The organism is Duganella sp. 1411 (genome assembly GCF_017833525.1).
Lineage (GTDB): Bacteria > Pseudomonadota > Gammaproteobacteria > Burkholderiales > Burkholderiaceae_D > Rugamonas.
The window spans coordinates 513,833-535,480 of the sequence record NZ_JAFICD010000001.1; the positions used below are offsets into that span (position 1 = coordinate 513,833).

The following is a 21,648-nucleotide window of genomic DNA, read 5'->3' on the forward strand; positions in this document are numbered from 1 at the left end:
GTCAGTATAGGGAGGACGGCGCGGTCGCCGGTAGCGATTTTCCTGAAAATGCTAGCAGCGTGCGCATAGTTGATGAACTTGGGGATTTACATCTACTGTTTGACTGGGTGTAGCGTCGCCGGATCCAGCTAGTCCTTGAATAAATCCGCCGCCGTTCTCTCGACGCTGAAAAACAGCCCGGCGTCGGGATACCTGCGCCTCATGCGGGCTTTTAAGTCGGCGCCGGATGTCGAATGGGCGAGTTCTTCTTCAAACACCGCCAGATAGCCCTTGGTGAAACGAATCGCGCTATCGGCATCGAACACCTTATGCGGTTGACTGTGCCCGGGAATGACCATTTCAGGTTGCAGTTTTTCCAGCTCTTCGAGATTGCGCATCCACTGCGACCTGCTTTGTCTGGTCGTTTCCACCGTATAGACGTGCATCTGATCATAGGCCATGTCGCTCACGACGGCCACCCGCTCTTTGGGAAACCAGACGTAGGAATTTTCACTGGTATCGCCCTGGAGATGGGTTCGCAGCTCGACCTTCACATCCTCGAAATCGAGCTGATCGCCATCGAACCTCGTGATGTCGACGCGGCTGGTAGCGGCCTTCGGCCCCAGCAAGCCCTGCCACTTCGCGAGCTTCTCCGCGTAGACACCATCGATGCGATCGGCCACCTTCGAATTCGCGACGATTTTGACGTTTGGAAAAGCGTTCTTGAAGACTTCCAGCCCGAGGAAGTGATCGGCGTGCTCATGCGTGATGTAGACCAGCTTCAGCTCCTTGTTGAGTTTATGGATCAAGTCCAAAACCTTCAGCGCGTTCGAGCGCGTGAGCTGGGCATCGATCAACAGGAGCCCGGCTCGTCCCTCGACGACAACCGAGTTATCAAAAAAACCGTCGTCTTCCGACGTAAAGACATGAAATTTCGCAGCGGCAGGCGCCGGTGTGGGGCCGCTGGCAAAGGCGTTTTGCACGCCAAATGACCAGGCGAGACAAAATACGACGCATGAACCGGCGCGCCTTGTAGCGCCAGCGGCCGCGGCCCACAGTCCTGGCGTGACGAGCTTTGGTAGATTTAGCATAAAAGGGCCTAGGGGGTAAGGTGGAACGATCAGTCCAGCTATCATGGAACGAATGTTCCAGATTGTCAACCGCAGATTTTGTGCGCGCGAATCCCCGCTATGAGGAAGGCGCCGTCATCGGCGCCGCAATCGGTGTGTATCGGCCCGGCGCTCGCAACATGCCAAGCGCCGGACGCGGCGCAGCGGGATGCCTGTGACGCAAGTCATCCATAGGGCACTCCAGCGTAAAGCCCCCCACCCTCTTCCAGCAGTTCCGTAGCCAAGGACGCCTCCTTGTTCGGGGGCGCATGCCGCAGTCCTTGCTGTGCTCCGGCGGGGCTGTGGAACGGCCCCCGTTCCCGAACGCCGGTCGTCTTGTCGGCTGCACAGCTCCTCTAGTTAAAATTCCACTTGCATTCCGCAATCAGTGGCAGTAATATTCAACCAGTTGCACTTTGCAAGCGGTGCAGAAATCCCGGCGGATCGACAGGAGAACGACCGCGCGTGCGGCCAAGCATGCACGTGTACCCCTACTCCACTACCAACAATATAGATAGGAAACATTATGAAACTCTCCATCGTCACTTCACGTACCGTGCTCGCGGTATCGTTAGCGTTCGCTGGCACCTTCGCCGCGGTGGCACCGACCCAGGCTGCGGCGCCGATGCAGCACAAGCAGGTTCCGGGCTACTACCGCACGATGATTGGCGACTATGAAGTCACCGCGCTCCATGACGGCGGCGGCAAAGTTGACACCAAGATCCTGCATGGCGATCCGGCGCTCATCGCATCCCTCCTGGCGCGCTCCTTCGAAAACGACCCCAAGAGTGTCGCGGCCACCGTCCAGGCCTACCTCGTCAACACCGGGTCCAAGCTCGTCCTCATCGACACTGGCGCGGGCGGCCACTGGGGCGGCCCCACGCTGGGCAAGCTGATGCAGAACTTGAAGGCTTCCGGCTACAAGCCGGAGCAGGTCGACCTGGTGCTGCTGACCCATCTTCACGCCGACCACGCTGGCGGAATCTACCAAAACGGGAAACGCGTCTTCCCGAACGCGACGGTGATGATGAAGAAGGCCGACGCCGAGTTCTGGCTGTCGAAGGAAATCACCGCCAAGGCCCCGGAAGACGCAAAAATCTTCTTCACGGTGGCACAGGATGCCGCTGCGCCTTACATCGCCGCAGGCAAGTGGAAGCCGTACGAAGGCATGGACGAAATTGTCCCCGGCATCGCGCCGTATGCCATTTCCGGCCATACGCCCGGTCACACCGGCTACATGATTTCCTCGAAGGGGCAGTCGCTGCTGGTCTGGGGCGACGTCGCCCACGTCACCGCCGTCCAGATGCCGCACCCGGAAATCGGCATCGACTACGACTCGGACGGCGCGACGGCCATCAAAACGCGCGCAGCCCTTCTGGTGAAACTCGCTGCGGACAACACGATGATTGCCGCCGCCCATATGCCGTTCCCTGGCCTCGGCCGTGTTCGAAAGGCCGACACCGGCGTGGGCTACGACTGGGTACCGACGACTTTCCTCGACGTGAAGTGAGCTGAACCATGACCTACGACTCCTCCCCCATCCGCAAGCTCCGCGAGGCGATGTTCGCCTTCAACGTGGCGCACCCGATAGCCACCATCGAGACGCTCCGCCTCGCGATGGAGGCAATACCACAAGCAAACCCGCCGGCGGCCGACCTGACGGTCGAACCGACCACGCTCGGAGGCGTGGCCGCGGTGGCAATCACGGCGCCGGGCGCGTCCACAGACCGGGTCATCTACCATCTCCACGGTGGCGGCTGGGTGGCCGGCTCTCCCGCCTCGCACCTGGGCATGCTCGGCGAGCTGTCCCGGGCGGCGAAGTCCCAGGTCATCGTGCTGGACCACTCCAGGGCACCCGAGCATCCATTTCCGGCGTCCTACGACGAGTCCATCCGCGGCTACGAAGCGCTGCGCGCGCAGGGCAAACCGTTCGCCGTAACGGGCGACTCCAGCGGCGGCGGGATGGCCCTGAACGTTCTTGCCTACGCATCCTCGAAGGGGCACAAGGACGCGCGGGCAGCGGTCCTCATTAGTCCATGGGCGGACTTGACGTTGACGCTGCCCTCGTTAACGCAATTGGCCGAGCGCGACCCGATGGTCAACGCGGACGCGATCCGGGGGATGGTCGAGGCTTACGCCGGCAACCATGATTTGAAGGATCCGCGCATCTCGCCCATGTTCGCCGACATGCACGATTTTCCGCCACTGCTCATCCATGTCGGCAGCGACGAAGTACTTCTCGACGACGCGCTTGAAATTGACCGCAAGGTGCGCGCGGCCGGCGGCGAGTCGCACCTGGAGGTCTGGCCGGAGATGCCGCACGTCTGGCACGTTCAGACAGCCGCTCTGCCTCAAGCCCACGACGCGCTGCAGAGGGCCGGCGAGTTTCTCATCATGCACCTCGAGCGATAGAAGTCGCAGACATGCGATGGACGTACTGTAACGACTACTGACACCAACCTAGGAGATTGTCATGACTACCAACACCAACACACCGGCAACGGCATGGATGCAAATCGTCAAAAAGAAAGGGACGAGCGACTTCGCGACCTCGTTCACCGCCGACGCCAGCCTTCAGACCTCGGCCCTCGGAAAAGCCGTGGTCGGCCCAACACTCATCGGAGCATTCTTTACCGCGACGAGCACGATGTATGAACACTTCGCGTTCACCGCGGAGACAGTGGACGGCGCCAAGACTTACCTTGAGTGGGATGCCGTCCACGGTGGCAAGCCGATCGCCGGCGTCACCATCCTCACTCGGAACGCGTCTGGGCTCATCGACAACATCAAGCTCTTCCAGAGCCCGTTTCCCGTCGTGCGTGAGTTCTCGTCCGGCCTCAAGGAGCGACTCGAAGGAACGCTCGGCCAGGACTTCTTTAGCTAAGCCTGGAAACCAGCCCACGTCATCGCCTCGTTTAACCTGAACAACACAACGGAGGAAACACCAATGCCTGTCTTTCACGCCCACCTTCCGGCTCAACAGTTCTCCAGCGACGAAAAGCGGGCCCTGGCCGACGCCTTGAATCTTGCGCTGCATGAAGCCATGGAGACGCCGATGGATGACCGCTTCGTCATCATCAGCGAGCACAAGGACGATGAATTCTTCATTCATCCCACGTTCCCCGGCCTGAACAGGTCCGACAAGCGCATGGTCGTGACGGTGACTGCCGGTACGAGCAGGACGGTGGAGCAGAAGCGCAAGCTCGCCGAGCTGGTCACCCGCTACGCGGTGGAGAAGGTCGGCGTCAGCCAGGACGATGTCACGCTGCTGATTTATGCCATGCCCTTGGAGAACATGAGCTTTGGCGGTGGCAAGCTGGTGTCGGACATCGACCTTCCCATGCCTTGGGTAAACAAGTAGCAAAAACGAGGCTGCCCTGTGCTTTCCTTGCACCCACCCCAAACGAGATAACACCGTGACCGACTGGCATTCCTACGAACCGGCGCAGGGGCATTCCCTGCGTCACGATCCGCTCAACGCCATCGTCGGGCCGCGACCGATCGGCTGGATCAGCACCGTCTCCAGCGACGGTGTGCGCAACCTGGCGCCCTACAGCTTCTTCAACCTGTTTAGCTACAAGCCGCCGATCGTCGGCTTTTGCTCGCTGGGCGCGAAGGACTCGCTCGCCAACGCGCGCGACACCGGCCAGTTCGTCTGGAATCTGACGACACGGGAGCTCGCCGAGGCGATGAACGCCTCGGCGGCGATGGTGCCGGCGGACGTCGATGAGTTCGAGTTGGCCAGGCTCGAGACGCTGCCCTCCGCCAAGGTGCGGCCAGCGCGCGTTGCGGCCAGCCCGGTGCAGTTCGAGTGCGTGGTCACCCAGATCGTGCAGCTCGAGGCCGTGGGCGGCGCGGCGCTGCCGGCGTGGCTGGTGTTGGGCGAAGCGGTCGCGATCCACATCGACCGGCAACTGATCAAGGACGGCGTGTACCAGACTGCGCAAGCGCGCCCGATCCTGCGCGGCGGCGGGCCGGCCGACTACTTCGAAATCGGCGCGGGCCAACTCTTCAGGCTGGAGCGACCCGGTGCTTGACTTGGCTTCCGGCGAGCGCGGCAAAACGGTGGACGGCGCGGGCCGTCGCCACGCCGGGGGCGGATGCTCCCGGCCACCGCCGCCGCCAAGGCAGGGCCGGTGCCCGTCGCTTTGACGGCGCCGCCCGACATCTTTCTACAAGGAGAACTCCCGATGTTTCAACGTACCGATATCGCATTCGAAGCCGAGGGCGGCGTCACGCTGCGCGGCTGGCTCTATGTGCCCACCGGCGGCACCGGCCCCTATCCCGCCATCACCATGGCGCATGGCTACGCCGGCGTGAAGGAACACGGTCTGGAGCGATTCGCCGAGGCCTTCGCCTCCCACGGCTTTGTCGTCCTCCTGCACGATCACCGCAATTTCGGCGCCAGCGACGGCACGCCGCGCCAGGATATCGACCCATGGCGCCAGATCGCCGATTGGCGGCGCGCCATCAGCTTCCTCGAACAACAGGACGTCGTCGACGTGCAGCGCATCGGCTTGTGGGGCACGAGCTATGCCGGCGGCCACGCGCTCGTGCTTGGCGCAACCGAACGCCGCTTGCGCGCGGTCGTCGCGCAGGTGCCGACGATCAGCGGCTTCGAGCAGGGACTGCGCCGCATTCCGCCCGACGCCGTCGCCGCCATCGAGGAGGTCTTCGCGGCGGACGAGCGCGCGCAAGCACGCGGCGCGCCGCCGCGGAGGCAGACGATCGTCAGCGCCGATCCGGCCATCCCTGCTTCGTACCGCGCCAAGGATGCCATCGAGTTCTATCTGCAGCCCGTGCCCGACGGGGCGTGGGAGAACAGCGTCACGGTGCGCTCGACGCGCGCCGCGCGCATGTACGAACCGGGCGCGTGGATCGCGCGCGTGTCCCCCACGCCGCTGCTGATGATCGTCGCGCTGCAGGACACGATCACGCTGACCGATCTCGAGCTGGCCGCCTACGAGCGCGCCCTTGAGCCGAAACGCCTGGTGACGATCCCCGGCGGCCACTTCGATCCGTACATCACCAGATTCGATCAATCCAGCGCCGCCGCGCTGGACTGGTTCAAGGAACACCTCGCGTAACCTCAACTTGCGACAACACAGGAGCCCGGCATGTCTCACCTCACCCATACCATCGAACACGGCATTGCCACGATCATTCTCGATCGCCCGGCGCAAAACCGCATCGGCGACCAGATGGTTGACGAACTGGCCGCGGCGATCCACGCGATCGAACGCAGTGACGCGCGCGTCGTGCTGGTGCGCGCCGAAGGCGAGAACTTCAGCTTTGGCGGCGACATCATGCCCTGGGCCGACGATACCCCCCGCCGGTTGCGTGCACGCTTCGAGGGCTACATGGACGTCTTCAATCGCTTCGAACGCCTGCCCTTGCCTGTCATCGCGGTGGTGCACGGCTTGTGCGCCGGCGGTGGTTTCGAACTGGCGCTGCGCGCCGATGTGATCTTCGCCGCCGAAAGCGCAACGTTCTGCCAACCGGAACAGTCGCTTGCCCTCGTCACCCTGCTGGGCGGCATCTACCGCGTCGCCGAGCGTGCGGGACGCGCACGGGCCATGGAATGGGCGCTGACTTCCGAGCGCGTCCCCGCCGCGACGATGGAGCGTTTCGGCGTGATCAACCGCGTCATCGCCGATGCCGGGCTGCTGGCGGAGGCGCATGCCTTCGCCGCCAAGTTCGTGCACGGCCCGACACGCGCCCACGCCGCCCACAAGGCTTTGCTGCGCACGGCGGCCAACGGCGGTGTTCAGGCGGCCGACGATGTGATGTTCGACATTGCCATGCCCTTGTTCGAGACAGAAGACGCGAAGGGCGGGCTGGCTTCGGCCACCAGGGCCCTGGTGGCAGGCACGCCGCGCCCTGTGCTCGAATTCAAGGGCCGCTGATCCGCCGCGCCGTACATTAGCGGATGGCTTTGCGCTCCATCGCGCATGTCATGACGCAAAAATCAGTACCAGCTGGTGATTGCCTTGCCGTCCTCGGTGCGGAGCTGGTCAAATGCTGAGCGCGCCGGACGCGGCGCACCCAGATGCAGGTGACGCAGGTCGTCCATAAAGGCGCTCCAGAGTGAGGGACCGCCCTTTTCCAGCAGTATCGCCGGCAAAGACGCCTCCTTGCTCGGATGCGTATGCCGAACGCCCCAGGCCGCCATATGTGCGAGCAGAGGTACAAGCTGTATCGCCGCTTCCGTGAGGCAGTAGATTCCCTTCTGCTGATGATTCGGATCCGGAGATCGTGTCAACAGACCGGACGCGGTCAAATGCTTCAGGCGGCTTGCGAGGATGTTCGACGCAATGCCTTCCTCGTTTTGCTCCAACAGGGCGCCATAGGTGCGTCTGTTCGCGAACATAACATCGCGAATAACGATCAGGCTCCAACGGTCGCCGATTTGTTCAAGCGTCAGGTTGATCGGGCAGCCCGATCGTCTTGTTTGCGGCACCACTATTCCTCCCCTTCATTACACCTTGCATTATGCAACTAGTAGCGGGTTTTTTCAAGCACTCATTGCTAGTCCACAGTTCCTGCGCGACGGGCCCCGTGGATTGAGCATCAAGGCGCCTTCCGGTAAGATGGAACGATCAGTCCATTTATCGTGGAACGAACGTTTCACCTTGTCAACCGGAGAATTTATGAGCGGGAAACCCCAATATGACGAATCCGCCGTCATCGACGCCGCAATCGCTGTGTTTTGGCACCACGGCTACGCGAGCGCCTCTGTCAGCGACCTGACCGAGGCGACCGGCCTGTCGCGCTCCAGCCTCTACCAACGCTTTCGCGACAAGGATGGATTGTTCAACGAGGCGCTTGCGCGGTATAGCGAGCGTGTCGTCGCGCGCATGCGATCGGTAAAGGCGAACTCAGCCAAAAAACGCATGGAGGCCCTGCTTCGTGATTTCTTGCCGAAGGATCGGGCTGCGCCGCGGCCTGCAGGCTGCCTGCTGGCCCGTAGTTGCACCGAGCAATCAAGCCTCACCACAATCGGCAAGGAGGCCGCCAACGCCGGCGTCGGTCGGCAGCGGGAAGTCCTGCTCGATATTCTGAAAGCGGCGAAGACGGAGGGCGAAGTCCGGCGGGACGCCAATCTGGAATCTCTGTCTTGGTACTACTTGGGGACCTTGCAGGCCATCGTCAACCTGCCCCCCGCCGGCGCATCCATCGATGCGCTCGAAGATCTGGTCGGCATCGCCATGTCCGCTTGGCCACCACCGGCGACCCCGCGCATAAACTTTAGCCACTCGTGAAGGCTTGTGGGTCAGAAGTAAAAGCGCTCGGAGCTATGCGTGCTGTCTCAGAAAAAGCGGCGAAGGGCCTGGCTGACGGGCTGGTGAGGAGAATGCCGCTTATTGTCCGCGCTCCACCTGAACTTGACAGCTGGGTGGAATCAACCTACGCTAGTGCAACTATCAACGTTGCTTCACCCATGAAAACCTCCCGTTCCACGCGCCTTGTGACGGCCATCGTCGCGCTTCTCAGCATGCTGTACATGCAGCTTGCGGTGGCGTCGTATGTGTGTCCGGGCGTGCCGGCGGGAAGCAACGATAGCGCGGTATCGGCCCAGGCCGCCATGATCGACATGCCAAACTGCCAGGGCATGGATGCCGTCCAGCCCCAACTCTGCGATCTGCACGCGCATGGCGAACCGGCCAAACAGGCGCTCGACAACCCCGCGTCCGACGTGCCGCCTTTCGTGCCCGGCGCGTTGATGTTGCAACTGCAGCTATTCGACGCGGTCGCCATTCCGGACGCCGCATCCTACCGGCCGATCGCGTTGGCGCGCACGACCGCTCCGCCTGTCGCCATCCGCAACTGCTGTTTCCGCATTTAATCCACCAGATTGCCTAGTTCGTCATCGCGTCGCCGAGGCCGGCGAGCGTGATGTTGTCCATCGCATTCTGGAGGTAACATGTCTTCCCCGCAATTCGTGCATGCCTATGCGCGCCCTGGCCGTCCCCGCCCATGGTCGACGATCAGTCTCGTCCTCGCCCTCCTCGCCGCCGCCCCCGCCGCGCCGGCCGAGCCCCCGCAGCTCACGCTGGGTCAGGCCCAACAACTAGCGGTGGCCCGCTCGCGCCAGCTCGGCGCGCAGGATCAAGCGGCGCGGGCGGCCCTGGAAATGGCGGTCGCGGCCGGCCAGCCGCCCGATCCCGTGCTCACGGTCGGCGTCGACAATCTGCCCGTCAGCGGCCCCGATCGGCTCAGTGCGGGCAGCGATTTCATGACCATGCGCCGCGTCGGCGTGTCGCAGGAACTGACGCGCGCCGACAAACTGCGCTGGCGCGCCGCGCGCCTCGAGCGCGAAGCCGACAAGGCGCATGCGGAAAAGGAGCTGGCCACGGCCGCGATCCAGCGCGACACCGCGCTTGCCTGGCTGGATGTGTTTTACACGGAACAGATGGCCGAGGTTGTTGCCGGGCAGGCAGCCACGTCGCGCCAGGAAATCGAAGCCGCCGAGGCCGCCTATCGCGGCGGGCGCGGCAGCCAGGTCGACATCCTCGCCGCCCGCGCCGGCTTGCTCACGCTCGATGACCGTGGCAGCGACATCGGCCGCCGGCTGCGTGTCGCCCAGACCATGCTGGCCCGGTGGACCGGCGGCCAGGCGGGCGTGGCCGGCGCGCCCGACATCGACAGCGTCCGCCTGGACCCGTCCTCGCTCGACCGCGACCTGGCCCACCATCCGCAAATCGCGGTGCTCAACAGGCAGGAGGACATCGCCCAAGCCGAGGTGAATCTGGCGCAGGCCAACCGGCGCCCGGACTGGAGCGTGGAGCTCGCGTTCCAGCAACGCGGCTCGGCCTACTCGAACATGGTGTCGATCGGGATTTCGGTGCCGCTGCAGTGGGACAGGAAGAACCGGCAGGACCGCGAGCTGGGCGCGAAACTGGCGCTGGTCGAGCAGGCCAAGGCCGAGCGTGAAGAGAAGCTGCGCGACCACGTCGCCGAGACGCGCTCGCTGATCGTCGAGTGGCAAAGCGGAAAGGAGCGGATCTCCCGGTACAGGCGCGAGGTGCTGCCGCTGGCCGGCGAACGCAGCCAGGCCACGCTGGCCGCCTATCGTGGCGGCAAAACCACCTTGGCCGAAGTGCTGGCGGCAAGGCGCAACGAGGCGGAAACGCGCATGCAAGCGTTGCAGCTGGAACTCGATACCGCGCGGCTATGGGCGCAACTGAATTTCCTCGTCCCGGAAGGCGAATCCGCCCGGCCAGCCGCCACCAACTATCCACAGGAATCCCAATGAAGAACAAGAAAATAGCGGCGCTTCTGATCGCAATCGCCGTCGCCGCCGGCGGCTACGCGGCCTACCGGTACGGCCTGCGCCAAGGCATGCAAGCCATGCCGGCCGAGACCGGCGCAACAGCGGCCCCCTCCGGCGCGGCCGCCGGCAAGCCACTCTATTGGCACGATCCGATGGTGCCCGGCCAGAAGTTCGACAAGCCCGGCAAGTCGCCGTTCATGGACATGGAGCTGGTGCCGGTCTACGCGAGCGCCGGCGCCGATAACGATGATGGCGCCGTCGCCGTAAGACCCGGCGTCCAGCAGAACCTGGGCGTGCGCACGGCGCTGGTCACCACCGGCAGGCTGCCCTCCGGGCTGGTCGCGGTCGGCAGCGTCGCGTACAACGAGCGCGAGGTGGCGCTGGTCCAGGCCCGCGGCAACGGGTTTATCGAGCGCTTGTACGTACGCGCTCCGCTCGATCCGGTCAGGCAGGGACAGCCGCTGGCCGAGCTGTACGTCCCCGACTGGATCGCGACGCAGGAGGAATACCTGGCCGCCCGCCGCATGCACGGAGGCGACACCGCATCGTTGGTCGATGGGGCCCGCCAGCGCATGCGGCTGGCCGGTATGAGCGACGCGCAGATCCGGCTGGTCGAGTCCAGCGGCAAGGTCCACCCACGCGTCACCGTTTCGGCGCCGGTCAGCGGCGTGGTCGCCGAGCTGGGCGCGCGCGAAGGCATGACTGTGGCATCGGGAGCGCAGCTGTTCCGCATCAACGGCCTGTCCACGGTCTGGGTCAACGCGGAAGTGCCGGAGAACCTGGCTGCCAAGGTGCGGCCCGGCGACGCCGTCGAGGCCCGTACCCCGGCGCTGCCGGGTCGCGTCTTCAAGGGCAAGGTCGGCGCGGTCTTGCCGGAGGTGAGCGCGGCCACGCGCACGCTCAAGGCGCGGATCGAGCTGACCAACACAGGCGGACAACTGGTCCCCGGCATGTTCGCCACGATCACCTTCGCCTCCGGCCGTGGCGCCGACACGCTGCTGGTGCCGTCGGAGGCGCTGATCCAGACCGGCGCGCGCAGCGTCGTGATCCTGGCCCTGGACGGCGGCAAGTTCCAGCCGGTCGACGTCGAAGCGGGCGCCGAAAGCGATGGCATGACCGAGATCCGCAAGGGCCTGGCGGCGGGGCAGAAGATCGTGCTGTCGGGCCAGTTCCTGCTCGACTCCGAGGCCAGCCTGAAGGGGACGGCGACCCGCATGGACGACATGCGGAGGTCCCCTGCCCCGGCGGGAGCGAAGAAATGATCGCGAAACTGATACGCTGGTCGATCACCAACCGCTTCCTGGTCCTGCTGGCGACCGTTTTCATCGCCGCGTGGGGCGTGTGGTCGCTGGCGCGCACGCCGCTCGACGCGCTTCCCGACCTGTCGGACGTGCAGGTGATCATCCGCACGACCTATCCGGGCCAGGCGCCGCAAATCGTGGAAAACCAGGTGACCTACCCGCTGACGACCACCATGCTGTCGGTCCCCGGCGCCAAGACCGTGCGCGGCTATTCCTTCTTCGGCGACTCCTTCGTCTACATCCTGTTCGAGGACGGCACCGATCCCTATTGGGCCAGGTCGCGCGTGCTCGAATACCTGAACCAGGTGCAAGCGCGCCTGCCGGCGCAAGCGAAAACGGCGCTCGGCCCGGACGCGACCGGCGTGGGCTGGATCTACGAATATGCGCTGGTCGACCGCAGCGGCAAGCTCGACTTGTCGCAGCTGCGGGCCTACCAGGACTGGTTCCTGAAGTTCGAGCTGAAGGCGGTGCCGAACGTGTCCGAAGTGGCCAGCGTGGGCGGCATGGTGCGGCAATACCAGATCGTGCTCGACCCCGACAAGCTGCGCGCCTATGCCATCCCGCACGGCAAGGTGATCGAGGCGGTCCAGCGCGCCAATCAGGAAACCGGCGGCTCCGTGCTGGAGCTGGGCGAGGCGGAGTACATGGTGCGCGCGTCCGGTTACCTGCGCTCGCTCGACGACTTCCGTAAAATTCCCCTGATGACGTCGGAGGGCGGCGTGGCCGTGCGCCTGGGCGACGTGGCGCGCGTGCAGCTGGGGCCGGAGATGCGGCGCGGCATGGCCGACCTCGACGGCCAGGGCGAAGTGGCCGGCGGCGTGATTGTCATGCGCTCCGGGAAGAACGCGCTGCAGACCATCGACGCCGTCAAGGCCAAAGTCGCCAGTCTCAAGGCGAGCCTGCCGGCCGGCGTGGAGATCGTCCCCGTGTACGACCGCTCCAACCTGATCAAGCGCGCGGTCGACAACCTCGAGCACAAGCTGATCGAGGAGTTCATCGTCGTCGCCGTCGTTTGCGCGCTGTTCCTGTTTCATCTCCGCTCGGCGCTGGTGGCCATCGTCTCCCTGCCCCTCGGCATCTTGATCGCCTACATCGTCATGTCGTACCAAGGCGTGAACGCCAACATCATGTCCCTGGGCGGCATCGCGATCGCCATCGGCGCCATGGTTGACGCGGCGGTCGTGATGATCGAGAACGCCCACAAACACATCGAGGCATGGAATCACGCCCATCCGGGCCCAAAGCTGTCGGGCGACGCCCAATGGACCGTGATCGGCGACGCGGCGGCCGAAGTCGGCCCGGCGCTGTTTTTCTCGCTGCTGATCATCGTGCTGTCCTTCATCCCGGTGTTCACGCTGGAAGCTCAGGAGGGGCGCCTGTTCGCGCCGCTGGCGTTCACGAAAACCTACGCGATGGCGGCGGCGGCCGGCCTGGCCGTGACATTGATCCCCGTGTTGATGGGCTACCTGATTCGCGGGCGCATCCCGGACGAACAGAAAAACCCGCTGAACCGATGGCTGATCGCGCTCTACCGGCCGTTGCTGGAGATCGTGCTGCGCCATCCCAAGGCCACGCTGGTGGCCGCCGGCCTGGTCGCGCTGGCGACGGTCTGGCCGATGGCGCGGCTGGGCGGCGAATTCATGCCGCCGCTGGACGAGGGCGACCTGCTGTACATGCCATCGGCCCTGCCCGGCATCGGCGCCGGCAAGGTCGCGCAGCTGCTGCAGCAGACCGACCGCCTGATCAAGACCGTGCCGGAAGTGCAAACCGTGTTCGGCAAGGCCGGCCGGGCCGAGTCCGCCACCGATCCGGCGCCGCTGGAAATGTTCGAGACGACGATCCAGTTCAAGCCGCGCGACCAGTGGCGCCCGGGCATGACCACCGACAAACTGGTCGCGGAGCTCGACCGCATCGTCAAGGTGCCGGGACTGTCCAACGTCTGGGTGCCGCCGATCCGCAACCGGATCGACATGCTGGCCACCGGCATCAAGAGTCCGGTCGGCGTCAAGGTGGCCGGCGCCAGCCTGCGCGAGATCGACCGCATCGCCGGGGACATCGAGCGGGTCGTCAAGGGCGTGCCGGGCGTGTCGTCGGCCCTGGCCGAACGGCTCAACGGCGGCCGCTACGTCGACATCGAGATCGACCGCGACGCGGCGGCGCGCTATGGCCTCAATATCGCCGACGTGCACAGCGTCGTGGCTAGCGCCATCGGCGGCGACAACATCGGCGAGACGGTCGAAGGCTTGCAGCGCTTTCCGATCAACGTGCGCTATCCGCGCGAGGTGCGCGACTCGGTCGAGAAATTGCGCGGCCTGCCGGTGCTGACCGCGCGCGGCGCCCAGATACGCCTGGGCGACGTGGCCACGGTCCGCATCGACGACGGACCGCCCATGCTCAAGAGCGAGAACGCGCGCTTATCGGGCTGGGTGTACGTCGACATCCGCGGCCGCGATCTGAGCTCCGCCGTCCATGAGATGCAGCGGCGGGTGGCCAGGGAGGTGGCGCTACCGGCCGGCTACTCCGTGTCCTGGTCCGGGCAGTTCGAATACCTGGAGCGCGCGACCGCCAGGCTCAAAGTGGTCGTGCCGATGACGTTGTTGATCATCTTCGTGCTGTTGTACCTGACCTTCAAACGCGTCGACGAGGCGGCGCTGATCATGGCGACGCTGCCGTTCGCGCTGGCCGGCGGCATCTGGCTGCTGTGGGCGCTCGGACACAATCTGTCGGTGGCGAGCGGTGTCGGCTTCATCGCGCTGGCTGGCGTGTCGGCCGAATTCGGCGTGATCATGTTGCTGTACCTTAAGCACGCGTGGGAGGCGCGGCAGGCGCGCGGCACTCCGGGCGAGGCCGAGCTGCTCGACGCCATCCGCGAAGGCGCCGTGCTGCGGGTCCGGCCGAAGGCGATGACGGTTGCCGTGATCATCGCCGGCCTGGTGCCGGTCATGGTGGGATCGGGCACCGGCTCCGAGGTCATGCAGCGTATCGCGGCGCCGATGGTCGGCGGCATGATCACCGCGCCGCTGCTGTCGATGTTCGTCGTGCCGGCCGTGTATCTGCTGATGCGGCGCCGCTCCATCCAGCCGCGGACCGGGGCCGGCCAGGTGGAGGTTGCTTAAGATCTAGTGCCGATGGCGATGGTGGATATCCGGGTAGTGTGGATGGCTGTGCCTTAGCGGCGCGTGGTGGTGCGCATGCGTGTGCGGCTCGGCGCCGTCCCAGTCGAAGTCGTGCTCATGCTGGTGGTGCTCGTCATGGCGGTGCCCATGCGCGTGCGACATCGGCGGGTGTTCATGCGTGTGCGCATGCGATTCGGTCAGGTGCAACCAGATCCCGCCCGCCATCAACGCCGCGGCGACCCAGAACAAGGGCGCGGGCACCTCACCGAGCATCAGCAGCGACAGCGCCGCGCCGGCAAATGGCGCGGCGGAGAAATAGGCGCCGGTGCGGGCCGTCCCAAGATGGCGCAGCGCCAGCACGAACAGCACCAGGCTCAGGCCGTAGCCGCAAAAGCCGACCACGCCGGCCAGCAATACCGTAGGCGCCGCCGGCATGCTTGCGCCCAGCGCCAATCCAATCCCCAGGTTGACCGTTCCGGCCACCAATCCTTTGGCGCCGGCGATCTGCAACGGGTCGCTGGCCGATACCTTGCGCGTCAGGTTATTGTCGATGGCCCAGCACAGGCAGGCGCCGATGATGGCGAGCGCACCCCACGGCGGCCCGGTAACGGGCGCCTGGTCCCACGACAGCAGCGCGCCGGCCGCGACAATGAGCAGCATGCCGGTGAAAATGCGGCGGTCGAAGTTCTCCTTGAACACGAACCAGGCCAGCATCGACGTCAACACCCCTTCCATATTCAGCAGCAGCGAGGCCGCCGAGGCGGAGACGCTGATCAGTCCCGCCATCAGCAGCAACGGCCCGGCCACCCCGCCGGCGGCGATCGCGCCGGCGAACCAGGGCAGGTCACGGCGGGTCAGCGCGACCGGTTGGTCCGGGTCGTTGCGCTTGACGAGCGCGCGCACCGCGTAGCAGATCAGCAGCCCGATGCCGCTGCCGAGGTAAAGCAGGCCGGCCAGTGTCAAGGGCGGCACCTGGCCGACCAGGGTCTTGGCGAAAGGGGTACTGGCGCCGAACAGGGCGGCGGCCAGCAGCGCGTAGATGACACCTATATGCATAACATGATCCAGAACCGAGTGGGCAGAAATAGCCGGGTCCGGTATGACCGATCCCATGGCCGTTCATTTTACGGCCACGTCGCCGACACGGGTGGTTTTATCGGTAGGGCAAACACCGGCGCCTTCCAGGACTATTTTGTCCTGGCCCGCCAAAAGCCCCCCCGGCTGCCCTGGTGATGCGCGCCGACCGCGATTTCCACTCCCGGGCCATGACAAATTTGTCCTGGCGCGCACCGGCGCGCGCTAAAAACGTCTTTTAAATCAGCCGCATAGATTCTTCGCCCGGGTGGCATCGCATTTGCTCTATCAGAGGGTAATTGGCCTGTGGGCTGCGACATGGAACCGAACCCATCCGAATGGAGACTTGTCACCGAGCTGTCGACCTATTGGTGTGAACATCCGCTCGCCTGCGACACCGCCGAAGGTATACGGCGCTGGTGGCTGGCCGGCGGGCTGGATGTTCCAGGCGATGTCGTCGCGGCGGCCTTGGCGTGGATGGTGGCGCGCAATCTTGTCGCGGTGTCGACCGCTGCGGACGGACGCATCCGTTTTCGCCGCCGGGTGGACGTCGACATGGCCAAGCTGCGGCGTCTGGCCGGGATGCATCCGGACGCCTCCGAACCTGATGGATATTGATCGAGACGCTATGTACACCAGCCTGGCCGCGACAAGTGGAACCATCCGTCAATTGCTGGCCGAAGCGATGGCCAGCGATATCGGGCCGTCCGGCCTCGCCTCGTTTTTCACCGGGACCACGGTGGTGTCGCTCGAGACGCCGCAGGAGATGATGTCGGCCAGCCGCCAGGGTTTGTCGGTCTGGCTGTACCGCGTCACCCGCGACGACAATCGCCTCAACGATCCGCCCGTGGTGCGCACGCTGCCCACCGGCCGCACCGAGATCGTGCCGCCGCCGCTGCCGCTGCGGCTGCACTACCTGATCACGCCGATCGCCACCGGCAGCGCGGACAGCCCGGAGACCGAACAACGGATACTGGGACGTGCTTTGCAGCTGTTCCACACCTACCCGGTCCTGGCCGGCGCGCTGCTGCGTTCCGACCTGGCCGGCAGCGACGCCGAGGTGCATGTGCATCTGGAGGCGCTCGGGCTGGAAGAGATCACCCGCGTATGGGAGGCGCTCGAGGGCTCCTACCAGCTGTCGGTGTCGTACGAGGTCACGCTGGCGAACATCCAGAGCGAGGCGGCGCCGCTGCGCGTCGAACTGGTCGAATCGGTGCGGGCCGACATGGCCGCCATCGTGGCGCGGGGAGCCTGACATGCCGCGCCGCCTGGTCTCCGCCGAAGCGCTGCAGTACACCATCGCCGATGACGATCCGCTGCCGGCCGGCATGGCCTGGTGGGCCGTGCTGCGCGCCCGCGTGATCGACGAGCTGACGCTGGCGCCGCCGCGCACCCCGATCCGGCTGACCAGCAACCTGGTGGCGGCCACCCCGCGCGTGGGCGACGGCGGCTATTGCGGCCTGGTGGCACGGCCGCGCGATGTCGCCCATGCGCTGCTGACGCCGGGCGCGCTGGCGGCGGCGGTCGAGGCGCCGGGCTTCCTGCCGCGCGACCTGACCCCGGCCGTCGACGCCGCGCGGCGCGCGCTCAACACCGCCGCCGCCGCCGGCGACCCCGCGCTCGACGTGCTGCCGCCCGATGGCCTGCCGCCGCAGTTCCGCCCCGGGCGCGGCGTGCTGGTGGCGCGCCCGGCGCCGGCCGGCGCCGATGAATTCAACGCGGTCGCCGCCAGCGCCAGCCCGCCGCCGCCCGGCCAGGTGCCGCTGGCCGATCCGGTCGGCGCGCCGCATGCGCTCAACACGCGCGTGGCCGGCGTGCCGCTGGTGCTGCCGGACCAGCACCTGCACCGCGCCGGGCCGGTCAGGCTGCGCGGCCGCGCCCAGCGCCGCACCGGGCCGACCAGCATCGTGCCGGCGCTCGGCGCGCAGATCGGCATCGCCGGCATCTGGCTGGCCTACCCGCATACGCAAACGCAGGCGCCGGTGGCGCCGGATTTCTGCGCCATCGCCCCCGGCCTGCGCTTTCCGCACCCGGTCGGCGCGCCGATCCAGCGCGGCACCTTCAACGCCGCCGGCGCGCCGCGCGGCCTGCGCCAATTCGCCCCGGCCGGCGCGCGCGCCATCGTGGTGGCGCCCAATCTCGGCCTGAACCCGGCCGGCGGCGACCTGTTGCGCCTCGGCGATCCGCTCGCCAGCGAGGACGAGATCGTCGTCAGCGCCGGCTTCGACGCCGTCGGCGACCCGAACGCGCCGGTGACGCTGCGCCTGACCGCGCCCACAGCCCACCTGCACCGCGCCCCCGGGGTGGTGCGCGACATCGCGCCCGCCGCGCTGGTGGCCGCCGGCGCCGTGGCGCGCGAGACGCTGCCCGGCGACCGCGTGCTGTTCGCCGCCGGCATCGGCGCCCTGCCCACGGCCAGCATGCTCGCCGTCGAACACGGCGCCGCGCGCGCGGCTTATTATCACGCCACCCAATATCCGTCGCACAGCGGCGGCGCCTTTTTCCACCAGCTGCCGCTCGACGCCGAGGGCCGCTTCGTATCGCCGCCGCTGGCGCGGGTCGCGCAGTTGCGCGTCATCGCCAGCCACCCGCTGCACCCGGCGCAGCAGCTTGACGTCGCCCTCGATTACGGCGGCGACAACGTGCTCGCCATCGTATTCAGCTAACCCCAAGGAGAATGTCGATGCCTGAATATCTCGCCCCCGCGGTCTATGTCGAAGAAGTCGATACGGGCAGCAAACCGATCGAAGGCGTGTCGACCAGCACGGCCGGCATGATCGGCGTGACCGAGCGCGGGCCGGTCAACGTGCCGATCCTCGTCACCAGCTTCGGCGAATACCAGCGCTGGTTCGGGCAGGCCCTCAATCCCGTCTTCTACGGCGAGCACCGCTTCCTGCCGCATGGCGTCGAAGGCTTCTTCGCCAACGGCGGCCGGCGGCTCTACGTCACCCGCGTGCTGGACTTCACGCAGGCGCTGGCGGCCAGCCGCCAACTGGTGGCGCCCGATCTCGCCGCGCCCTTGCAGACCAGCCTGATCCTGCCGGCCGCCCCCACCGCCAGCGCGATCACCCTGGTGGCCGATCCCGGCTTCGTGGCCGGCAACACCGTGCAGATCGGCGCCGGGGTCGGCGCCGAGTTCATGCAGATCGCCGGCGCGGCCGCCGCCGCCAACACCGTGACGCTGCGGCTGCCGCTGTCGTTCGACCACGCCGCGCCGCAAGCGGTGGACCACGCGACCATCGCCGACGCCGCCCCGGCGGCCAACCACAGCGCCACGCTGGCCCAGGATGCCGCCGCCGGCGCCGGTTCGGTCGTGCTCGGCGCCGCCGCCTTCGTCCCGGCGCTGGCGGCCGGCGACGTGCTGCGCGTCGGCAGCGGCGACCAGGAGGAGCTGGTGGTGGCCGCCGGCCCGGCGGCCGCCAACCGGGTGACCTTGCGCGCGCCGCTGCTGCTGCCCCACGCGGCGGCCGGCCAGGTGGTGCGCCAGCTGGTCACGCCGATCGCGCCCGCCACCCAGGTCGGCGCCAGCACCGCGCCCGGCAGCGTGGTGGTGCCGGTCTTGCTCAACACGGGCCTGACCACCGCCGGCGACGGCATCCGGTTCGGCCATGCCGACCCGGCCCGCACCGAGTACCGCCGCATCGGCGCGCTGACGCGGCTGGCGCTGTCCCAGCCGGCCTATGGCAACTACCCGGCCGGCACCCGGGTCGAGGGCGTCACCCTGGGCGCGGCCGGCGCGGCGGTCGACCTGAGCGCGAAGGCCGACCCCGGCGCGACCGTCATCACGGTGTCCGACCGCACCGGCATGACCGAGGGCGCCATGCTGGCGATCGGCCTGGGCGCCGATCTGGAACTGGTCGAAATCGTCGGCCTGCCGGCCCACGCGCCGGCGCCCGATGCCGGCAACGTGGTGCTGCGCGCGCCGCTGCGCATCGCCCACCTGGCGACGGCCGGCATCGTGGTGCCGCGCGCGGCGCCGACGGCGCCCGTGCTGCAGACCGTCGTCGCCCTCGACGCCGCCGACGGCGCCGACCAGATCCTGGTCGGGCGCGCCGGCTTCGCGGCGGCCGGCGCGATCCGCGTCATGCCCGCCTCGGGCGGTCCGTACTACCATCTGGTGAACGGGGCGCCGGCCGCGGTCACGCCGCAAACCATCGCGCTGAGCAATCCGCTGCGCAATCCGCACGCCGCCGGCGCGCTGGTGGCCCGGCGCAGCCCGATGATGACGGTGCGCGCCATCGACGCCGGCGTCTGGGGCGACCGCCTGCGGGTGGCGATGGAGCCGCAGGACAGCGCGCTGCTCAACACCCGGGTGCGCCAGGTGCTGCCGGGAGGCCGGCTGCGGCTCGATTCGGCCGCCGGCGTCGAAACCGGCACCGAGCTGCTGGTGACCGACTCCAGCGCCACCGTGACCGCGCTCAAGGTGCTGTCGATCGACCGCGGCGACGACTACCTGATCACGCTGGAGGCGGCCACGCCGCTGCCCGGCCTGGTCGTGCCGGGCGACGCGGTGCGCAGCCGCGAGTACCGCTTCCTGGTGGAGTTGCTGCGCCAGCCGGATCCCTCCAACCCGGCGCGCGACAATATCGCCATCGACCGCGAGGTGTTCGGCGCGCTCTCGCTCGACCCGCGCCACACGCGCTACTTCCAGCGGGTGATCGGCTGCACCTGGAACATGGGCGTGGCCGCCACCACGCTGGACGACATGGGCCGGCCGCTGCGCCGCGCCGACCGCCGCTCGGAGGGCGAATCGGTCTACGTGCGGGTGATCGACGCGGCGCCGTCGACCGGCCTGCGCGCCGGGCCGGTGGCCACCTACGACGTCCGCCCCGGCATCCCGCGCCGGCTGGTGCTGCTGCCGCTGGCGCAGGGCAACGACATGATAGGCGCGATCGGCGACGCCACCTATATCGGCCTCGACGACGTCAACCCCGAGCTGCGCACCGGGCTTTTCACGCTGCGCAACGTCGAGCAGATCAGCATCATCGCCGCGCCCGGGCGCACCAGCGCGCAGATGCAGGGCGCGCTGATCAACCATTGCGAGTTGATGCGCTACCGCTTCGTCGCGCTCGACGGCCTGGCGCCGCCGGGCGACTCGATGACCGACATCCAGGCCCAGCGCCAGCAGTTCGACACCAAGTACGCGGCGCTCTACCACCCCTGGCTGCTGATCCCCGACCCCTACCCCGGCAACCCGGCGGCGCCGGCCGACTACCCGATCCCGCCGGTCGGCCACGTGCTGGGCATCTACGCCCGCACCGACATCGAGCGCGGCGTGCACAAGGCCCCGGCCAACGAGGTGGTGCGCGGCGTGACCGGCCTGCAGCGGCTGTTGAACAAGGAGCAGCACGACATCCTCAACCCGTATCCGGTCAACATCAACGTGATCCGCGATTTCCGGCCCAACAACCGCGGCATCCGCGTCTATGGCGGGCGCTGCATCACCAGCGACTCGGACTGGAAATACGTCAACGTGCGGCGCCTGCTGATCTTCATCGAGGCCTCGGTCGACCGCGGCCTGCAATGGGTGGTGTTCGAACCGAACGCCGAGCCGCTGTGGGCGCGCGTGCGCCGCGCGATCAGCAATTTCCTGACGCTGGTGTGGCGCAACGGCGCGCTGGAAGGCACCAAGGTCGAGGAAGCCTTCTTCGTCAAATGCGACCGCACCACCATGACGCAGACCGACATCGACCAGGGCCGCCTGATCTGCCTGGTCGGCGTCGCCCCGGTCAAGCCGGCCGAATTCGTGATCGTGCGGATCGGCCTGTGGACCGCCCACGCCGAGGATTGAGGAG

Annotated in this window: 19 protein-coding genes; 16 read left to right on the forward strand and 3 right to left on the reverse strand. The window is 66.9% G+C overall.

Features of this window, described 5'->3' with window-relative positions; translation table 11 throughout:
- Positions 1 to 128 precede the first annotated feature (128 nt).
- The gene (locus JOD97_RS02055; protein ID WP_209712956.1) at positions 129 to 1,070 is read right to left on the reverse strand and encodes an MBL fold metallo-hydrolase; all 942 of its coding nucleotides are present in this window, start codon (positions 1,068 to 1,070) and stop codon (positions 129 to 131) included.
- 544 nt (positions 1,071 to 1,614) lie between these two features.
- On the opposite strand from JOD97_RS02055, the gene JOD97_RS02060 reads away from it, so the two are divergent.
- The 7 genes from JOD97_RS02060 to JOD97_RS02090 all read left to right on the forward strand — a co-directional run bounded on the left by JOD97_RS02060 (position 1,615) and on the right by JOD97_RS02090 (position 6,994).
- A complete protein-coding gene (locus JOD97_RS02060; protein ID WP_209712957.1) occupies positions 1,615 to 2,598 on the forward strand; it encodes an MBL fold metallo-hydrolase in 984 nt (327 codons plus the stop codon).
- An 8-nt stretch (positions 2,599 to 2,606) separates the two neighbouring features.
- Positions 2,607 to 3,500, forward strand: a complete 894-nt coding sequence (locus JOD97_RS02065; protein ID WP_209712958.1) for an alpha/beta hydrolase — start codon at positions 2,607 to 2,609, stop codon at positions 3,498 to 3,500.
- Positions 3,501 to 3,561: 61 nt separating this feature from the next.
- Positions 3,562 to 3,972, forward strand: a complete 411-nt coding sequence (locus JOD97_RS02070; RefSeq protein ID WP_209712959.1) for a hypothetical protein — start codon at positions 3,562 to 3,564, stop codon at positions 3,970 to 3,972.
- Positions 3,973 to 4,035: 63 nt separating this feature from the next.
- The gene (locus JOD97_RS02075) at positions 4,036 to 4,449 is read left to right on the forward strand and encodes a tautomerase family protein (RefSeq protein WP_209712960.1); all 414 of its coding nucleotides are present in this window, start codon (positions 4,036 to 4,038) and stop codon (positions 4,447 to 4,449) included.
- Between the two features lie 55 nt (positions 4,450 to 4,504).
- Positions 4,505 to 5,125 (forward strand): flavin reductase family protein, encoded by a 621-nt coding sequence (locus tag JOD97_RS02080; protein WP_209712961.1) that lies wholly within the window; start codon positions 4,505 to 4,507, stop codon positions 5,123 to 5,125.
- 153 nt (positions 5,126 to 5,278) lie between these two features.
- Complete coding sequence (locus JOD97_RS02085) at positions 5,279 to 6,175, forward strand: alpha/beta hydrolase (protein WP_209712962.1); 897 nt, start codon at positions 5,279 to 5,281, stop codon at positions 6,173 to 6,175.
- A gap of 30 nt (positions 6,176 to 6,205) precedes the next feature.
- Entirely contained in the window at positions 6,206 to 6,994 is a 789-nt protein-coding gene (locus JOD97_RS02090) for an enoyl-CoA hydratase/isomerase family protein (RefSeq protein ID WP_209712963.1), read from the forward strand.
- Between the two features lie 62 nt (positions 6,995 to 7,056).
- On the opposite strand, the gene JOD97_RS02095 is transcribed toward JOD97_RS02090, so the two are convergent.
- On the reverse strand, positions 7,057 to 7,551 hold the full coding sequence (locus JOD97_RS02095; RefSeq protein WP_373999770.1) for a winged helix-turn-helix transcriptional regulator: 495 nt from the start codon (positions 7,549 to 7,551) through the stop codon (positions 7,057 to 7,059).
- A 187-nt stretch (positions 7,552 to 7,738) separates the two neighbouring features.
- On the opposite strand from JOD97_RS02095, the gene JOD97_RS02100 reads away from it, so the two are divergent.
- The 5 genes from JOD97_RS02100 (at position 7,739) to JOD97_RS02120 (ending at position 14,779) form a co-directional block, all read left to right on the forward strand.
- Positions 7,739 to 8,350 carry a TetR/AcrR family transcriptional regulator gene (locus JOD97_RS02100; protein ID WP_209712964.1) on the forward strand — a complete coding sequence of 204 codons (612 nt, stop codon included), beginning with the start codon at positions 7,739 to 7,741 and terminating at the stop codon, positions 8,348 to 8,350.
- 179 nt (positions 8,351 to 8,529) lie between these two features.
- Positions 8,530 to 8,934 (forward strand): hypothetical protein, encoded by a 405-nt coding sequence (locus tag JOD97_RS02105; RefSeq protein WP_209712965.1) that lies wholly within the window; start codon positions 8,530 to 8,532, stop codon positions 8,932 to 8,934.
- A 78-nt stretch (positions 8,935 to 9,012) separates the two neighbouring features.
- Positions 9,013 to 10,344, forward strand: coding sequence for a TolC family protein (locus JOD97_RS02110; RefSeq protein WP_209712966.1), 1,332 nt, complete (start codon positions 9,013 to 9,015; stop codon positions 10,342 to 10,344).
- Positions 10,341 to 11,624: an efflux RND transporter periplasmic adaptor subunit gene (locus JOD97_RS02115; RefSeq protein ID WP_209712967.1), complete on the forward strand. Its 1,284-nt coding sequence runs from the start codon at positions 10,341 to 10,343 to the stop codon at positions 11,622 to 11,624. The genes JOD97_RS02110 and JOD97_RS02115 overlap by 4 nt, the downstream gene beginning before the upstream one ends.
- Entirely contained in the window at positions 11,621 to 14,779 is a 3,159-nt protein-coding gene (locus JOD97_RS02120) for an efflux RND transporter permease subunit (RefSeq protein ID WP_209712968.1), read from the forward strand. Before JOD97_RS02115 ends, JOD97_RS02120 begins: the two co-directional genes overlap by 4 nt.
- Before the next feature lie 3 nt (positions 14,780 to 14,782).
- On the opposite strand, the gene JOD97_RS02125 is transcribed toward JOD97_RS02120, so the two are convergent.
- Positions 14,783 to 15,835 carry a DMT family transporter gene (locus JOD97_RS02125; protein ID WP_209712969.1) on the reverse strand — a complete coding sequence of 351 codons (1,053 nt, stop codon included), beginning with the start codon at positions 15,833 to 15,835 and terminating at the stop codon, positions 14,783 to 14,785.
- 336 nt (positions 15,836 to 16,171) lie between these two features.
- Between JOD97_RS02125 and JOD97_RS02130 the strand changes: the two genes are divergently transcribed.
- From JOD97_RS02130 to JOD97_RS02145, 4 genes are read left to right on the forward strand one after another with little or no spacing between them, the layout of a single operon-like run.
- Entirely contained in the window at positions 16,172 to 16,471 is a 300-nt protein-coding gene (locus JOD97_RS02130; protein WP_209712970.1) for a hypothetical protein, read from the forward strand.
- Between the two features lie 10 nt (positions 16,472 to 16,481).
- Entirely contained in the window at positions 16,482 to 17,108 is a 627-nt protein-coding gene (locus JOD97_RS02135) for a DUF4255 domain-containing protein (protein ID WP_209712971.1), read from the forward strand.
- A 1-nt stretch (position 17,109) separates the two neighbouring features.
- A complete protein-coding gene (locus tag JOD97_RS02140) occupies positions 17,110 to 18,519 on the forward strand; it encodes a hypothetical protein (RefSeq protein ID WP_209712972.1) in 1,410 nt (469 codons plus the stop codon).
- Between the two features lie 17 nt (positions 18,520 to 18,536).
- Positions 18,537 to 21,644, forward strand: coding sequence for a phage tail sheath C-terminal domain-containing protein (locus JOD97_RS02145; RefSeq protein WP_209712973.1), 3,108 nt, complete (start codon positions 18,537 to 18,539; stop codon positions 21,642 to 21,644).
- Positions 21,645 to 21,648: the final 4 nt, after the last annotated feature.

Bases quoted from the DNA above. Each gene is read 5' to 3' on its own strand.
- JOD97_RS02105 (WP_209712965.1), top strand. From the start codon at position 8,530: ATGAAAACCTCCCGTTCCACGCGCCTTGTGACGGCCATCGTCGCGCTT.
- JOD97_RS02055 (WP_209712956.1), bottom strand. From the start codon at position 1,070: ATGCTAAATCTACCAAAGCTCGTCACGCCAGGACTGTGGGCCGCGGCC.
- JOD97_RS02075 (WP_209712960.1), top strand. From the start codon at position 4,036: ATGCCTGTCTTTCACGCCCACCTTCCGGCTCAACAGTTCTCCAGCGAC.
- JOD97_RS02110 (WP_209712966.1), top strand. From the start codon at position 9,013: ATGTCTTCCCCGCAATTCGTGCATGCCTATGCGCGCCCTGGCCGTCCC.
- JOD97_RS02145 (WP_209712973.1), top strand. From the start codon at position 18,537: ATGCCTGAATATCTCGCCCCCGCGGTCTATGTCGAAGAAGTCGATACG.
- JOD97_RS02125 (WP_209712969.1), bottom strand. From the start codon at position 15,835: ATGCATATAGGTGTCATCTACGCGCTGCTGGCCGCCGCCCTGTTCGGC.
- JOD97_RS02135 (WP_209712971.1), top strand. From the start codon at position 16,482: ATGTACACCAGCCTGGCCGCGACAAGTGGAACCATCCGTCAATTGCTG.
- JOD97_RS02140 (WP_209712972.1), top strand. From the start codon at position 17,110: ATGCCGCGCCGCCTGGTCTCCGCCGAAGCGCTGCAGTACACCATCGCC.
- JOD97_RS02090 (WP_209712963.1), top strand. From the start codon at position 6,206: ATGTCTCACCTCACCCATACCATCGAACACGGCATTGCCACGATCATT.
- JOD97_RS02115 (WP_209712967.1), top strand. From the start codon at position 10,341: ATGAAGAACAAGAAAATAGCGGCGCTTCTGATCGCAATCGCCGTCGCC.
- JOD97_RS02085 (WP_209712962.1), top strand. From the start codon at position 5,279: ATGTTTCAACGTACCGATATCGCATTCGAAGCCGAGGGCGGCGTCACG.
- JOD97_RS02120 (WP_209712968.1), top strand. From the start codon at position 11,621: ATGATCGCGAAACTGATACGCTGGTCGATCACCAACCGCTTCCTGGTC.
- JOD97_RS02100 (WP_209712964.1), top strand. From the start codon at position 7,739: ATGAGCGGGAAACCCCAATATGACGAATCCGCCGTCATCGACGCCGCA.
- JOD97_RS02070 (WP_209712959.1), top strand. From the start codon at position 3,562: ATGACTACCAACACCAACACACCGGCAACGGCATGGATGCAAATCGTC.
- JOD97_RS02130 (WP_209712970.1), top strand. From the start codon at position 16,172: ATGGAACCGAACCCATCCGAATGGAGACTTGTCACCGAGCTGTCGACC.
- JOD97_RS02060 (WP_209712957.1), top strand. From the start codon at position 1,615: ATGAAACTCTCCATCGTCACTTCACGTACCGTGCTCGCGGTATCGTTA.
- JOD97_RS02065 (WP_209712958.1), top strand. From the start codon at position 2,607: ATGACCTACGACTCCTCCCCCATCCGCAAGCTCCGCGAGGCGATGTTC.